This is a genomic window from Rhodovulum viride (genome assembly GCF_003265965.1).
GTDB lineage: Bacteria > Pseudomonadota > Alphaproteobacteria > Rhodobacterales > Rhodobacteraceae > Rhodovulum > Rhodovulum kholense.
In genome coordinates, this window is sequence record NZ_MUAV01000016.1 from 12,720 (window position 1) to 27,159 (window position 14,440).

At 69.9% G+C, this 14,440-nt stretch carries 12 protein-coding genes; 5 read left to right on the forward strand and 7 right to left on the reverse strand.

Annotated features, from left to right (window positions below; genetic code table 11):
* Nucleotides 1-34 precede the first annotated feature (34 nt).
* Nucleotides 35-1,465, forward strand: coding sequence for an aspartate kinase (locus tag BYZ73_RS13800; RefSeq protein ID WP_112316398.1), 1,431 nt, complete (start codon nt 35-37; stop codon nt 1,463-1,465).
* Between the two features lie 239 nt (nt 1,466-1,704).
* Here BYZ73_RS13800 and BYZ73_RS13805 read toward each other — a convergent pair whose 3' ends face one another.
* Nucleotides 1,705-2,247 (reverse strand): MOSC domain-containing protein, encoded by a 543-nt coding sequence (locus BYZ73_RS13805; RefSeq protein WP_108028232.1) that lies wholly within the window; start codon nt 2,245-2,247, stop codon nt 1,705-1,707.
* Nucleotides 2,248-2,393: 146 nt separating this feature from the next.
* On the opposite strand from BYZ73_RS13805, the gene BYZ73_RS13810 reads away from it, so the two are divergent.
* The 3 genes from BYZ73_RS13810 to BYZ73_RS13820 are packed head-to-tail and all read left to right on the forward strand — an operon-like array spanning nt 2,394 to nt 5,941.
* Nucleotides 2,394-3,623, forward strand: a complete 1,230-nt coding sequence (locus tag BYZ73_RS13810; RefSeq protein WP_112316399.1) for an ABC transporter substrate-binding protein — start codon at nt 2,394-2,396, stop codon at nt 3,621-3,623.
* A 3-nt stretch (nt 3,624-3,626) separates the two neighbouring features.
* Nucleotides 3,627-5,315, forward strand: a complete 1,689-nt coding sequence (locus BYZ73_RS13815) for an ABC transporter permease (RefSeq protein WP_112316400.1) — start codon at nt 3,627-3,629, stop codon at nt 5,313-5,315.
* Nucleotides 5,312-5,941 carry an ATP-binding cassette domain-containing protein gene (locus BYZ73_RS13820; RefSeq protein WP_112316401.1) on the forward strand — a complete coding sequence of 210 codons (630 nt, stop codon included), beginning with the start codon at nt 5,312-5,314 and terminating at the stop codon, nt 5,939-5,941. The genes BYZ73_RS13815 and BYZ73_RS13820 overlap by 4 nt, the downstream gene beginning before the upstream one ends.
* A gap of 2 nt (nt 5,942-5,943) precedes the next feature.
* Here BYZ73_RS13820 and BYZ73_RS13825 read toward each other — a convergent pair whose 3' ends face one another.
* Nucleotides 5,944-7,122, reverse strand: a complete 1,179-nt coding sequence (locus BYZ73_RS13825) for a type III PLP-dependent enzyme (protein WP_112316402.1) — start codon at nt 7,120-7,122, stop codon at nt 5,944-5,946.
* A gap of 326 nt (nt 7,123-7,448) precedes the next feature.
* Here BYZ73_RS13825 and BYZ73_RS13830 point away from each other — a divergent pair, with 326 nt between their 5' ends.
* On the forward strand, nt 7,449-8,381 hold the full coding sequence (locus tag BYZ73_RS13830; protein ID WP_108028228.1) for an L-lactate dehydrogenase: 933 nt from the start codon (nt 7,449-7,451) through the stop codon (nt 8,379-8,381).
* Nucleotides 8,382-8,387: 6 nt separating this feature from the next.
* Here the strand turns inward: BYZ73_RS13830 and murD are convergent, their stop codons facing one another.
* The 5 genes from murD to BYZ73_RS13855 form a co-directional block, all read right to left on the reverse strand.
* Complete coding sequence (gene murD, locus BYZ73_RS13835; RefSeq protein ID WP_112316403.1) at nt 8,388-9,791, reverse strand: UDP-N-acetylmuramoyl-L-alanine--D-glutamate ligase; 1,404 nt, start codon at nt 9,789-9,791, stop codon at nt 8,388-8,390.
* Between the two features lie 195 nt (nt 9,792-9,986).
* A complete protein-coding gene (locus BYZ73_RS13840; protein ID WP_112316404.1) occupies nt 9,987-10,388 on the reverse strand; it encodes a hypothetical protein in 402 nt (133 codons plus the stop codon).
* 31 nt (nt 10,389-10,419) lie between these two features.
* Nucleotides 10,420-11,505, reverse strand: coding sequence for a phospho-N-acetylmuramoyl-pentapeptide-transferase (mraY, locus tag BYZ73_RS13845; protein WP_108028225.1), 1,086 nt, complete (start codon nt 11,503-11,505; stop codon nt 10,420-10,422).
* Complete coding sequence (locus BYZ73_RS13850) at nt 11,505-12,953, reverse strand: UDP-N-acetylmuramoyl-tripeptide--D-alanyl-D-alanine ligase (RefSeq protein ID WP_112316405.1); 1,449 nt, start codon at nt 12,951-12,953, stop codon at nt 11,505-11,507. Before BYZ73_RS13850 ends, mraY begins: the two co-directional genes overlap by 1 nt.
* Nucleotides 12,950-14,437: a UDP-N-acetylmuramoyl-L-alanyl-D-glutamate--2,6-diaminopimelate ligase gene (locus BYZ73_RS13855; RefSeq protein WP_112316406.1), complete on the reverse strand. Its 1,488-nt coding sequence runs from the start codon at nt 14,435-14,437 to the stop codon at nt 12,950-12,952. Before BYZ73_RS13855 ends, BYZ73_RS13850 begins: the two co-directional genes overlap by 4 nt.
* Nucleotides 14,438-14,440: the final 3 nt, after the last annotated feature.

Genomic DNA, 14,440 nt, shown 5'->3' on the forward strand with positions numbered 1-14,440 from the left:
ACGTCCCCGGGGCAACCCGGCGGGCTTAGAAACAGTGACCAAGCGACATCATACCGTCGAGAAGATCGGCGGCACATCCATGGCGCGGGTCCACGAATTGGTGGACACGCTTTTCACCCGGGGCCGAGAGGCGCCGGAGTACGGCCGCATCTTCGTGGTCTCGGCCTTCGGCGGCATTACCGACCTGCTGCTGGAACAGAAGAAAACCGGCGAGCCCGGGGTCTACGGGCTTTTTGCCAATGCCGATAACGACCACGCCTGGTCGGACGCGCTGAACCGCGTCGCGGGCGCGATGCGCGAGGCCCATGGCAAGGTCCTGGACCATCCGGCCGACATCGCCGCCGCCGACGATTTCGTGCGCGAGCGGATCGAGGGCGCGCGCTCCTGCCTGATCGACTTGCAACGGCTGTGTTCCTACGGGCATTTCCGGCTGGCCCATCACATGGGCCTCATCCGCGAGCTGCTGTCGGGGCTGGGCGAGGCGCATTCCGCCTTTGCCACGGCCGCGCTCCTGCGGCGACGCGGGATCGACGCGCGCTTCGTCGATCTGTCGGGCTGGCGGGACGAAACCGAATGCACGCTCGAGGACCGCATCGTCGAGGGGCTGCGCGATGTCGACATCTTCCACGAGATGCCGATCGTGACCGGCTATGCGCAGTGTTCCGAAGGGCTGATGGCCGAATTCGACCGCGGCTATTCCGAAGTGACCTTCGCCCGGATCGCGGCCCTGACCGGCGCGGGCGAGGCGATCATCCACAAGGAGTTCCATCTGTCCTCGGCCGATCCGAAACTGGTCGGCGCCGATGCGGTGGTGAAGCTCGGCCACACCAATTACGACGTGGCCGACCAGCTGTCGAACATGGGCATGGAGGCGGTGCATCCGAAGGCCGCCAAGATGCTGCGGCAGGCGGGCATTCCGCTGCGCGTGACCAATGCCTTCGAGCCCGAGGACCCGGGCACGCTGATCGACGATGCCGAGGCCGGGGCGCCGCGGGTCGAGATGGTGACCGGGCTTGGCGTCTATGCGCTGGAGCTGTTCGAACAGGACATGGTCGGCGTGAAGGGCTATGACAGCGCGATTCTCGACGTGCTGACCCGGCATCAGGTGCGGATCGTCGCCAAGACCTCGAACGCGAACACCATCACGCATTATCTCGATGCGCCGCTGAAATCGGTGCGCCGGGTCGAACGCGATCTCGAGGCCAAATTCCCGGGCGCCACGCTGACCGCGCGCAATCTGGCGGTGGTGGCCGCCATCGGGCGCGACCTGAAGGGGCTGAAGGTTCTGGCCGGCGGGCTTGCCGCGCTCGAGGCGGGCGGGATCGACCCCGTCGCCGTGCAGCAGACCACCCGCGATGTCGATGCCCAGTTCGTGGTGCCGCGCGAGGCCATGGACGATGCGATCCGCGCGCTGCACACCGCCCTCGTCTCGGAGGGGCGGCAGCCCGAGGCGCTGGCCGCCTGACCTGCGCCCCGGCGATGGCCTACCACCCGGGCCACGGTGGCCCGGGAGCGGAAAGGCGGGAAAGGAACCGTCGGCGAGGCTGCGCCTAACCCGCGCAACTTGACCGAATGATCTGGAAAGAATGACTGGACCCCGTTTGGACGCATCCTTTCCCGGGCACAGTGTCTCGTGACGCCGCCTGCGAGGCAACTTAGGGAAAACCCGCAGATCCGCCCTCGGGAGGGCAATTCAGGCCACTTTCAGACCCGGTCGAGCGGGCGGTGCGGCCCGGGCGGCAGCTCGACCCCGACCGGATCGCCCGGCCGCAGCTCTCCGCCCGTCTCGACCACGCCCATCACCCCCGCCTTCCGCCGCAGGCTTCCGTCCGCCCGGTGCTCCAGCACCTCGGCCAGAAGCCCGGGGCGAAAGCTTTCGATCTGGGCGCAGGGATTGCGCAGCCCGGTCACCCTGACGCGGGCCGTCGCGCCCAGATGCAGCACGGTCTCTTGCGGCAGGCCCAGAAGATCGAGCCCCCGCGTCAGGACGTTCTCGCCCAGATCGCCCGGCGCCAACGCAATGCCCTTTGCGGCCAGCGTTTCCAGCAATTCGGCCCCGATCAGGTGAACCTGCCGCAAGTTGGGCGCAGTCGGGTCCCGCCGCACGCGCGACAGGTGCTGCACCGTCGCCCCGGCATGGGCATCGCCCTCGACGCCAAGCCCCGCGATCAGCCGGATCGACGGCTGGCAGGTCTTGGAAAACCGGTGCGTGCCGTCCCGGGCGACCGTCACCACCTTGCCTTGCATCCTCGCCCCCTTACCCTGACAGATGACACCTGCGGGACCCGTTCCGGTCCCGGCGGGCCGGGTTTACACGGGCTTGTGCGACAGGTCCGTTTCATTTTTGATCTTTCCCGGCCCCCGCGCCGGGGCGCCATGAAGGAGACTGCCGCATGCGCCTGACCGCCTCCCGTCTTGCCCGGGCCTGCCTTCCGGGCCTGCTGACAGGCCTCGCGCTGCCTGCGCTGGCCGCCGACCCGGACCCGGCCGACTGGCCCGCCGTGCTGGCCGGGGCCAAGGGCCAGACCGTCTACTGGAACGCCTGGGGCGGGGCTGCGGCCACCAACGACTTCATCCGCTGGGCCGCAAACGAGGTCGGGGACCGCTACGGCGTGACGGTCGAGCATGTGAAGCTGGCCGACACCGCCGATGCGGTCAGCCGGGTGCTGGCCGAAAAGACCGCCGGAAAGGACACTGGCGGCGCGGTCGATCTCATCTGGATCAACGGCGCCAATTTCGCCGCGATGAAAGAGGCGGGTCTGCTTTTCGGCCCCTGGGCCGGGGATCTGCCCAACTGGCGCTTCGTCGATACCGAGGGCAAGCCCGCCGTCACCGCCGATTTCACCGTCCCGACCGAGGGATTCGAATCCCCTTGGGCGATGGCACAGGTGGTCTTCTATCATGACACCGCCCGGCTGGCCGAGCCGCCGAAGACCATGCCCGCGCTTCTGGACTGGGCCCGCGCCCATCCGGGCCGCTTCACCTATCCGCAGCCGCCCGACTTCCTCGGGACCACCTTCCTCAAGCAGGCGCTCTACGAGCTGGCCCCCGACCCGTCGGTTCTGCAAACCCCCGCCGACGAGGCCGGATATGACGCCGTGACCGCACCGCTCTGGGCCTTTCTCGACGATCTGACCCCGCATCTGTGGCGGCAGGGCCGGGCCTATCCGCAAACCGGCCCGCAACAGCTGCAACTGATGGCCGATGGCGAGATCGACCTTGCGATCTCGTTCAGCCCCGGCGAGGCCTCGACCGCCATCGCCAATGGGCAACTGCCCGACACCGTCCGGACCTTCGTGCTGGAGGGCGGCACCATCGGCAATGCCAGCTTCGTCGCCATCCCCTACAACGCCTCGGCCAAGGCAGGCGCGATGGTGCTGGCGAATTTCCTCCTGTCGCCCGAGGCGCAGGCCCATGCCCAGGACCCCGACATTCTGGGCTATGGCACGGTGCTGGCGATGGACAAGCTCGCCCCCGAGGACCGGGCCCTGTTCGAGGCGCTCGATCTTGGCATCGCCACACTTTCACCGGCCGAGCTTGGCCCCGCCTTGCCCGAGCCGCATCCCTCCTGGGCCACCCGGATCGAGGCCGACTGGACCGCACGTTACGGCACGGCCCGGTAGCCCATGCGCCCGCTGCGCGCCGCGCCCGCGCTGACGCTTGTCCTGATGCTAGGGCCGGTATTGGCCGGACTTGCCGGAACCCTCGCCCCGGCACTGGGGGTGTTCCCGGCGCTGGGCGGCCACACGCTCGGCCTCGGGCCCGCCCGCGCGCTCGCCGCCTGGCCGGGCCTTTGGCAGGCGGTGGCGCTGTCGGTCGGGACCGGCCTGGCCGCGACGCTGATCGCGCTGGTCACGGTCACGCTGTTCGCCGCCGGATGGACCGGCACGCGGGCGATGGCCTTGCTCGAGAGGCTGCTGTCGCCGCTGCTGGCGGTGCCGCATGTGGCCGCCGCGCTGGGGCTGGCCTTCCTGATCGCCCCCTCGGGCTGGATCGCGCGGGCGCTGTCGCCCTGGGCCACCGGCTGGCAGCGCCCGCCCGATCTGCTGATCCTGCAGGACCCGATGGGGCTGGCGATGATCGCGGGGCTCGCCGCCAAGGAAATCCCGTTTCTGTTTCTGATGACGCTGGCCGCCCTGCCGCAGGCGGCACCCGCCCGGCGGCTGACCATAGCGCGCGCGCTGGGATACGGGCGGACGACCGGCTGGCTCAAGGCGGTCTTTCCGGCGGTCTATGCCCAGATCCGGCTGCCGGTCTATGCGGTGCTGGCCTATTCGATGTCGGCGGTCGATGTGGCCATCGTGCTGGGCCCCTCGACGCCGCCGCCGCTGGCGGTGCAGGTGGTGCGCTGGATGTCCGATCCCGACCTGAGCCTCAGGTTCCAGGCCGCGGCCGGGGCGATCCTGCAACTGGGGCTGGTGCTTGCGGTCCTTGCGCTGTGGCGGCTGGGAGAGCTGGCGGCGGCGCGGCTTGGGCGCCGCTGGGCCGAGGGCGGCGCGCGGCGTCTGGCCGAGCCCCTGCTGCGCGCCGCCGGTCTGGGGCTTGCGGCGCTGGCGGCAGCGGCGGTGATCCTCGGGCTTGCGGGGCTCGCGCTCTGGTCGGTCGCGGGTTTCTGGGGCTTTCCCGACGCCCTGCCGGACGGCATCGGGCTGCGAAGCTGGGCGCACCACGGCCCGGCCCTGATCGCGCCCGCGCGCGAGACGCTGGTCCTCGCAGCGCTGGCGACGGCCCTCGCGCTGGCCCTGACGCTGGCCTGCCTCGAGGCCGAGCATCGCTTCGGGCTTGCCCCCGGCAGCCGCAGCCTCTGGCTTTTGTACCTGCCGCTGCTGGTGCCGCAAGTGGCCTTCCTGCCGGGGTTGCAGACCCTTGCGCTGAGCCTCGGCGCGGGGACCGGGCGCGGCACGGTGGTGCTGGCCCATCTGGTCTTCGTGCTTCCCTATGTCTTTCTCGCGCTCTCGGCGCCCTGGCGGGCCTGGGACCCGCGCCATGCCACCGTGGCCGCGGCCCTTGGCGCCGGTCCCGGCCGCATCTTCCGGACCGTGCGGTTGCCGATGCTGCTGGCGCCGGTCCTGACCGCCGCAGCGGTGGGCTTCGCGGTTTCGGTCGGGCAATATCTGCCGACCTTGCTGCCCGGTGGCGGGCGGATCAGGACCCTCACGACCGAGGCGGTGGCACTGGCCGCAGGCGGCGACCGGCGGATCATCGGCGTGACCGTGCTGGTCCAGACCGTCCTTGTCGCGGCGCCCTTCGCGCTGGCGCTGGCGGCGCCCCGGCTGGTCTTCCGCCACCGCCGCGGGATGCGGGGGGCCGGATGACGGGACTGCGGCTTAAGAATATCGTCCTCGCCCGGGGGGCCGAACCGCTGATCACGGTCGAGGCCCATGTCGCCCCCGGCGAGGTTCTCAGCGTGATGGGGCCCTCGGGCTCGGGCAAGTCGACGCTGCTGGCCGCGGTGATCGGCACCCTGCCTCCGGCCTTCACCATGACTGGCTGCGTCGTGCTGAACGGGCGCGACGTGACCGCCCTGCCGCCCGAGGCGCGGAAGATCGGCATCCTCTATCAGGACGAGCTGCTGTTTCCCCATCTCAGCGTCGGCGGCAACCTCGCCTTCGCCCTGCCCCGCGCACTGCGCGGCCGCAAGGCCCGCCGCGCGCGGATCGAGGCCGCGCTGGACGAGATCGGCATGACCGGGTTTGCCGACCGCGACCCGGCCACTTTGTCGGGCGGGCAGAAGGCCCGGGTCGCGCTGATGCGGATGCTCTTGGCCGAGCCGCAGGCGCTGTTGCTGGACGAACCCTTTTCGCGGCTCGATGCCGCGCTGAGGGACCAGATCCGCGCGCTGGTCCTTGCCCGCGCGCGGGACCGGGGATTGCCGGTCCTGCTGGTCACCCATGACCGGGCCGATGCCGAAGCGGCAGACGGCCCGGTGATCGCGCTGTGATATCAGATCACGACGACGTCCAGGGGCGGGAAGCCGTTGAAGCCGACCGAGGAATAGCTGGACGTATAGGCGCCGCAGTTGCGGATGATGACCTTGTCGCCCGAGCGAAGCCCCACCGGCAGCTGGACCGGGCGCTTTTCATACAGCACGTCGGCGCTGTCGCAGGACGGACCGGCAAGAATGCAGGGGCCGGTCGCCTCGTGATCGCGGTCGGTCGCGAACTGGTAGCGGATCGCCTCGTCCATGGTTTCGGCCAGCCCCGAGAACTTGCCGATGTCCAGATAGACCCAGCGATAGGTGTCGTCGTCGGATTTCTGCGAGACCAGCATCACCTCGGCCGCAATGGCACCGGCCTCGGCCACCATCCCACGGCCCGGCTCGGCCATGACGCGCGGGACCGCGCCGAACCGGTCTGTCACCAGACGCATCACCTCGGCCGCGTAAAGCGCGGGCGGCTGCACGTCTTCGCCGTAATAAGCCGGGAAACCGCCGCCGATGTTCAGCAGGTCCAGATCGTAGCCCTCGGCACGGGCGGCGTGCCAGATTTCGGCCACCTCGTTCAGCACCGGCACCCACATGTCGGCGCGGCGGGTCTGGCTGCCGACATGGAAGGACAGCCCGGCCGGACGCAGACCCAGCGCGACGGCACGGGCCATCAGCGGCGCGACCTTCGCGGGCGCGCAGCCGAACTTGCGGCTGAGCGGCCAGTCGGCCTGCGAGGCAGTGACCAGCACGCGGATATAGACCTCGGCGCCCGGGGCGTGTTCGGCGATCTTGTCCAGCTCTTCCTCGGCATCGGCCGCGAAGAGGGTGACGCCCGCGCGATGGGCGAAGGCGATGTCGGCGATGCGCTTGACGGTGTTGCCGAAGGAAATCTGATGCGGCGCGGCGCCGAGCCCGAGGCACAGTTCGATCTCGCCGCGCGAGGCGGCGTCGAAATGGCAGCCGAGGCCGACAAGGCGCTCGATCACTTCGCGGGCGGGGTTCGCCTTGACCGCGTAATGGATGGCGGCCTGACCGAGGCCCGCGCGCAGCGCATGAAAGCGGTCCGCGACGCGATCGGTGTCAAGCACCAGGGTCGGGCGCTCGAAGCTGTTGGCACGAATGTAGGATTCGACGCGGGAGTTCGACAGCACATCGGTGCCGCCGACGAAGTCGGCTTGCGTAGCGTACATGGTCATCTCCAATAGACCCGGCCATCTATGACCGCTCAGTTCCAAGGGAGACGTTACCGTCGCTACGTGACCATGAGGGCCAGAGGCGCGTGCGTTGGCGTCTGTAAATCGGCCAAATAGGGCCGGACCTGAGTCGACGCAAGAGAAAATCAGAGGCGAGTCGTCGTTTTCCGCCGGCTACACGAAAGCGTGATCCGAAGAGCTCGGGATCGGCCGGGGAATCGGGTATTTTTGCCAAGAAGAACCAAGGGTTGTTTAAGATTCCGTTACGCCCGGGGCCGCTGGCGGTCAGGCCACGCCCCGGTTGTATCGCTATTGGAAAGGAGAGGCGGATGAAGGTTGGGATCGTGGGTGCGGGCATGGTGGGGTCGGCGGCGGGCTATGCGCTGGCGCTGACCGGGGCGGCCAGCCGGATCGTGCTGGTCGACCGCAGCGAGGCCTTAGCGCTGGCGCAGGCCCAGGACATCGCCCATGCGGTGCCCTTCGCCTCGGCGGTGGCGGTCGAGGCGGGCGGCTACGAGGCGCTCGCGGGCGCCGATGTGGTGATCCTGGCGGCGGGCGTCGGTCAGAAACCCGGCGAAAGCCGCCTGGCGCTTCTGGAACGCAACGCCGCGGTCTTCGAGGACGTGATCGCGGCGGTGCTGCGGGCCACGCCCGACCCGATCCTGCTGGTCGCAACCAATCCGGTCGACGTGATGACCCATGTCACGGCAAAGCTTGCGGGGCTCGCGCCGGGGCGGGTCTTCGGGTCGGGCACGATCCTCGACACCGCCCGGTTCCGCAGCCTCGTCGCGCATCATCTGGGCATCGCGCCGCATTCGATCCACGGCTACGTGCTGGGCGAGCATGGCGACAGCGAGGTGCTGGGCTGGTCCGGCGCGCGGGTCGGGTCCGAACCGCTGGCCTCGGTCGCGGCCCAGCTTGGCTGTGCCATCACCGCCGATGTGCGCGCCCGGATCGACGACGGGGTGCGGCGCGCGGCCTACCGGATCATCGAGGGCAAGGGCGCCACCAATTACGGCATCGGCGCGGGGCTGGCCCGGATCGTTCAGGCCATCGGCCGCGACGAGGGCGCGGTGATGTCGCTGTCGCTGGTCACGCCCGAAGTCGCGGGGGTGCAGAACGTGGCCCTGTCGCTGCCGCGCGTCGTGGGCGCGGGCGGGTTGCGCTCGACGCTGATGCCGACCCTCGACGCCGACGAGATCGCGGCGCTGGCCGCGAGCGCGCGGATGCTGCGCGACACCTCGGACGCGCTGGGGCTGTGAGGCGCCTCAGGCGCCGAGCCGCGCCTGCACCCGGGCGATGAAATCCTCGCCGCGGCGCTCGAAGCTGTCATACTGATCGAAGCTGGCCGCGGCGGGCGCCAGCAGCACGACCTCGCCCGGCTCGGCCTCGTCGGCGGCGCGCGCAACGGCGGCCTCCATGGTGCCGCAGACCTCGTGCGGGATGTCCTTGAGGTGCAGCGCGAAGGCCGCCGCCTCGCGGCCGATCACATAGGCGCGGGACACATTGCCGAGATAGGGCAGAAGCGGTCCCAGACCGCCCTCCTTTTCCAGCCCGCCGCAGATCCAGCGGATCTTCGGGAAGGCCGCCAGCGCCATCGCGGCGCTCGCCGCATTGGTGGCCTTGCTGTCATTGACAAAGCGCACGCCGCCCGCCTCGGCGACCAGCTGGCTGCGATGGGGCAGCCCGGCGAAGGAGGCCAGCGCCTCCTCGATCTGTTTCGGCCCCAGCCCCAGACAGCGCGCCACCGCATAGGCCGCGCAGGCGTTCTGGTGGTTGTGCGCCCCCGGCAGCCCGGCGATGGCGCGCAGGTCGATGCTGGCCACCTGCCGTCCCTTGCGCCATTCGGTCAGGAAGCCCTTGCGGGCAAAGACCAGCCAGCCCGGCCCCGACAGCTTCTGCCCCGACGAGATCCGGATCACCCGGTCATCCGCCGCGCCCTCGGCCAGCTGGTTGGCCAGGAACATCCCTTCGGGCTCGTCCACGCCGATGATGGCGCGGTCCGGCCCGCCTTCGGCGAATAGCCTGCGCTTGGCCGCGAAATAGCCGCCCCGGCCGCCATGCCGGTCCAGATGGTCGGGCGAGAGATTGGTGAAGACCGCGATATCGGGGGTCAGCGCCCGGGCAAGATCGGTCTGGTAGGACGAAAGCTCCAGCACCACCGCCGCGCCCTCGCCCGGCGGGTCGATGTCGAGGACGCCCCGGCCGATATTGCCGGCAAGCTGGCTCGGCCGGCCCGCGCTTTCCAGCACGTGATGGATCAGCGCCGAGGTCGTCGACTTGCCGTTCGAGCCGGTCACCGCGATGACCTTGGGGGTCGCCTCGAGCCGGTCCCAGTCGGGCGTCGCGAGCGAACGGAAGAACAGCCCGATATCGTTGTCGACCGGCACGCCCGCCGCCCAGGCAGCCGCGACCACGCGGTTCGGAGCGGGGTAAAGATGCGGGATGCCGGGGCTGACGATCAGCGCCGCGGCCCCCTCCAGCGCCCCGGCGCGGGTCAGATCGACGGGCACGAAGCCTTCGGCCTCGGCGGCGGCGCGGGCAGCCTCGTTGTCGTCCCAGGCCAGCACCTCGGCGCCGCCCGCGCGCAGTGCCCGCGCCGCCGACAGGCCCGAGCGGCCCAGCCCCAGAACGGCCAGCCTCTGGCCCTCTACCCCACGCACCGGAATCATGCCCTGTCCTTTCGCTTTCAGCGGCGCGACGATGCCCCCGGCCCGGATCGGGCGCAAGCGGCGGCTGGCCGGGCGATGGCCCCGGACACGGGATGGCGGAACGGAAAGGCGCCCGCTCCGGTCAGGAGGCGGGCGCCAGGGATCACGCGTCGCAACGCACCTCCGGGGCCTAACCCCGGACCGGGACCGGAAAACTCAGCCCAGCAGGTAGGACCAGCCCAGCATCACCGGCGGCACCACCGCCACGGCGAAGGAGAAGGCCAGACCCGCGGCCTTGTTGCCGCCCATCCGCTGCACCGCGCCCGCAAGCGCCGGGGCCAGGATGATGCCCGCCACGAAGATCGGGATGATCTTGCCGAAGATCGGCGCGCAGTTCTGCGGCTGGGCGAAATTCGCCTCACAGTAAGGCACGATCTGATCGGAGAAGATCACCGCCAGGACCAGCAGGTAGCCAAGGCCCGCCCAGACCGCATAGGGCGGGACGCCGTTCCAGGACCTAAGCTTCACGTCGGGCGTGACCGCGTGCAGGGACGGGGTGCCGAGCCGGGCGGCCGGCGAAAGATAGTTGTAGGTGTCTTCGACCGGGTTCATCTGCATCTCTCTTCTCCTCGGACCCCCGCCCGACCACTCACCGGACCTTGAGGGTCGCCAGACCGATCAGCGCAAGGATCAGGCTGATGATCCAGAATCGTATCACGATCTGGGGCTCGGCCCAGCCCTTCTTCTCGAAGTGGTGGTGGATGGGTGCCATAAGGAACACACGTTTGCCGGTCGCCTTGAAGTAGCCCACCTGGATGATGACCGACAGCGCCTCGACCACGAAAAGCCCGCCTACTATGGCCAAAACGATCTCGTGCTTGGTCGCGACGGCGATGGCGCCCAGCGCGCCGCCCAGCGCGAGCGACCCGGTATCGCCCATGAAGACGGCGGCGGGTGGGGCGTTATACCACAGGAACCCAAGCCCCGCGCCGATCAACCCTGCGGTGAAAACCAGGATCTCGCCGGTGCCCGGCACGTAATGCACATCGAGATAGTCGGTGAAGTCGACTCGGCCGACCGCATAGGCGATGACACCCAGCGCCCCCGCCGCGATCATCACCGGCATGATCGCCAGCCCGTCCAGCCCGTCGGTCAGGTTCACCGCGTTGGCCGAGCCCACGATCACCAGCATCGCGAAGGGGATGAACAGCACCCCCATATGGATCAGCGTGTCCTTGAAGACCGGCATCGCCAGGTTGAAGCTCAGATCGGCCGGATGCACCCAGGCCGCCCAAAGCCCGGCAATGGCGGCGATCAGCAGCCCCAGCCCGAAGCGCACCCGTCCCGGCACGCCCTTGGTGTTGTTCTTCGACACCTTGGCATAGTCGTCGGCAAAACCGATAGCGCCAAAGGACAGCGTCACGAACAGCAAGAGCCAGACATAGGCATTGTCGAGCCGCCCCCACAGCAGCGTCGACACGATCAGCCCGCCCAGGATCAGCACGCCGCCCATCGTGGGCGTGCCCGCCTTCGAGGCGATATGGCTTTCGGGGCCGTCCGCGCGGATCGGCTGGCCGTTCTTCTGCCGCTTGCGCAGCAGGTTGATCAGCGGCCGCCCGAACAGGAAGCCGAAGACGAGCGCGGTAAAGAACGCGCATCCTGCCCGGAAGGTGATGTAGCGGAACAGGTTGAAGACGCCACCGCCATCGGACAGGTCGGCAAGCCAGTAGAGCATTACGAAAGATCCTCGTCGGAGCCGGAGCCGCCTTGCCCCAGCCTTTTCAGCGCGTCGACCACGACCGACACGCGGCTGCCTTTCGATCCCTTGACCAGCACCACATCGCCGGCATCGACCAGCGAATGGACCTTGGCGGCCAGGGGATCGGCTTCGTCGAACCACTGCCCTCTCTGCGAGAGCGGCAGCGCAAAATAAAGGGCGCGCATCCGCGGCCCGACGCAATGCACCAGATCGACGCGCGCCATGGCGGCCAGATCGGCCAGGCCCGCATGCATCGCCTGTTCCTCGGGGCCAAGCTCCAGCATGTCGCCCAGGATCGCGATCCGCCGCCCGCGCGCCACCCGCCCGAGCCCGTCGGTCGGCCGGGCCGCGGCCAGAACCTCGAGCGCGGCGGTCATCGAGGCGGGATTGGCGTTGAAGGCGTCGTCGATGACCTCGACCGACAGGCTCTCCTCGACCGGGTCGAGCGGGATCCTCAGCCGCGCGCCGCGCCCGCCGGGCGGGCGCCACTGGCCCAGATCGCAGGCCGCGACCACAAGATCGATCCCCAGCGCCTCGGTCACCGCCAGCACGCCCAGCGCATTGGTCGCGAAATGGCGCCCGGCGGCGTGGATCTTGAACAGAAGCTCATGCCCGCGCGCCTCGGCCTGCACCACGGTCGACTCGGTATGCAGGTCGGCCCGCATCAGGCGGAACTCGCAGCCCTCGGCGGCGCCGAAACGGGTCTCGGCCGCGGCATGGGCGGCGGCGCCCGCCGCCAGCACAGGGCTGGTGTCCAGATCGCCCGGATAAACCGCGATGCCGCCCGGCTCCAACCCCTCGAAGATCGCGGCCTTCTCGGCGGCGATGCCCGCAAGCCCGTCGAAGGCCTCCAGATGCGCGGGCGCGATGGTGGTGATCAGCGCCACATGCGGCCGCGCCAGCCGCGCCAGCGGCGCGATTTCGCCGGGATGGTTCATGCCGATCTCGAGCACGGCGAACTGGGCGTCGCGCGGCATCCGCGCCAGCGTCAGCGGCACGCCCCAATGGTTGTTGAAGCTCGCCTCGGCGGCATGGACCCGCCCCTGCCCGGCCAGCACGGCGCGCAGCATCTCCTTGGTCGAGGTCTTGCCGACCGATCCGGTGACCGCGACGACCCGGGCGTCGCTGCGTGCCCGCCCGGCCTGCCCCAACGCACCCAGCGCCGCCAGCACGTCGTCCACGATCAGCTGCGGCGCGCCTTCGTCGACCCCCTCGGGCAGCCGCGAGACCAGCGCAGCCCCCGCCCCCCGCGCCAGCGCATCGGCGACGAAATCATGCCCGTCGCGCTGGTCCTTCAGCGCCACGAACAGATCGCCCGGCTTGAGGCTGCGGGTGTCGATGCTGACGCCGGTGACCGACCAGTCCCGGGTGACGCGCCCGCCGGTCGCCCGGGCCGCCTCGGCCGCGGTCCAGAGCGCGGTCACGAAAGCCGCCCGTCAAGCGCCGCGACGGCCACGCTGGCCTGTTCGGCATCGTCGAAGGGATAGACCGCGTCGCCGACGATCTGGCCGGTTTCGTGGCCCTTGCCCGCGATCAGCAAGGCATCGCCCGGCTCCAGCGCATCGACGCCGCGCAGGATCGCCTCGGCGCGGTCTCCGACCTCGATCGCCTCGGCGCAGCCTTGCAGTATTTCTGCACGGATACCCTTCGGTTCTTCGGATCTGGGGTTGTCGTCTGTCACTATAACAACATCGGCCTTCTCGCAGGCGACCTGCCCCATCAGCGGCCGCTTGCCCCGGTCGCGATCCCCGCCCGCGCCGAAAACGACCACGATCCGGCCCATCACATGGGGCCTCAGCGAGGCGATGGCCGCAGCCAGCGCGCCCGGCTTGTGCGAATAGTCGACAAAGACGGTGGCGCCGTTCGCGCGGGTCGCCGCCAGCTCCATCCGGCCGCGCACGGTCACCAGTTCGGGCAGGTTCGCGAAGACCCGCCCGGGCGCCTCGCCCGCAGCGATCACAAGCCCGGCCGCGGCCAGCACGTTCTCGGCCTGGAAGCCGCCGATCAGATCCAGCCGGACCTGCTGCGGGCGGCCTTCCCAGGCAAAGCGCAGATCCTGCCCGATGGCGTCGTAGCGCTGGGCCAGAATGCGCAGATCCGCCTCTTCGGCACGGCCGACGGTCAGGATGGTCTGGCCGCGCGCCCGGGCATGGCCCAGCATCTGCGCGCCGCGCGGATCGTCGATATTGATCACCGCGGTCCCGTCCTCGGGCAGCACCCGGTCGAACAGCCCCGCCTTGGCCGCGAAATATTCCTCGAAACCCGCGTGATAATCGAGGTGATCCTGGCTGAAATTGGTGAAGGCCGCGGCCTTCAGCGCCACCCCGTCCAGACGCCGCTGTTCAAGCCCGTGGCTCGAGGCCTCCATCGCCGCATGGGTCACGCCCGCGCGCGCCATCTCGGCCAGCAGCCGGTGCAGGGTGATGGGTTCGGGCGTGGTATGGGCCAGCGGCGCCTCATAGGCGCCCTGCACCCCCATCGTGCCCAGATTGCAGGCCGCACGGCCAAGCCCGGTCCAGATCTGGCGGGTGAAGCTCGCGACCGAGGTCTTGCCCGCGGTGCCGGTGACCGCCACCATGGTCGCGGGCTGGGCGCCGTAGAACAGCGCCGCCGCGCAGGCCAGCGCCTGGCGCGGGTCCTCGGCCACCACCAGCGCGGCCTCGCTGCCGGCCAGAGCCTCGGCCGCAATGCGTGCGCCCGCGCGGTCGGTCAGCACCGCCACAGCCCCCATCCGCAGCGCGAAGGACACGAATTCGGCGCCATGCGCCCGCGTCCCCGGCATCGCCGCGAAAAGATGACCCGGTTTCGTGTGGCGGCTGTCGACCGACAGCCCCGTAATATGCGCCTCTCGCCCGCCCTGGGCCGTCAGCCCCAGATCGGCGAGCGTCGTTTCAGTCCGGATTTTCATGAT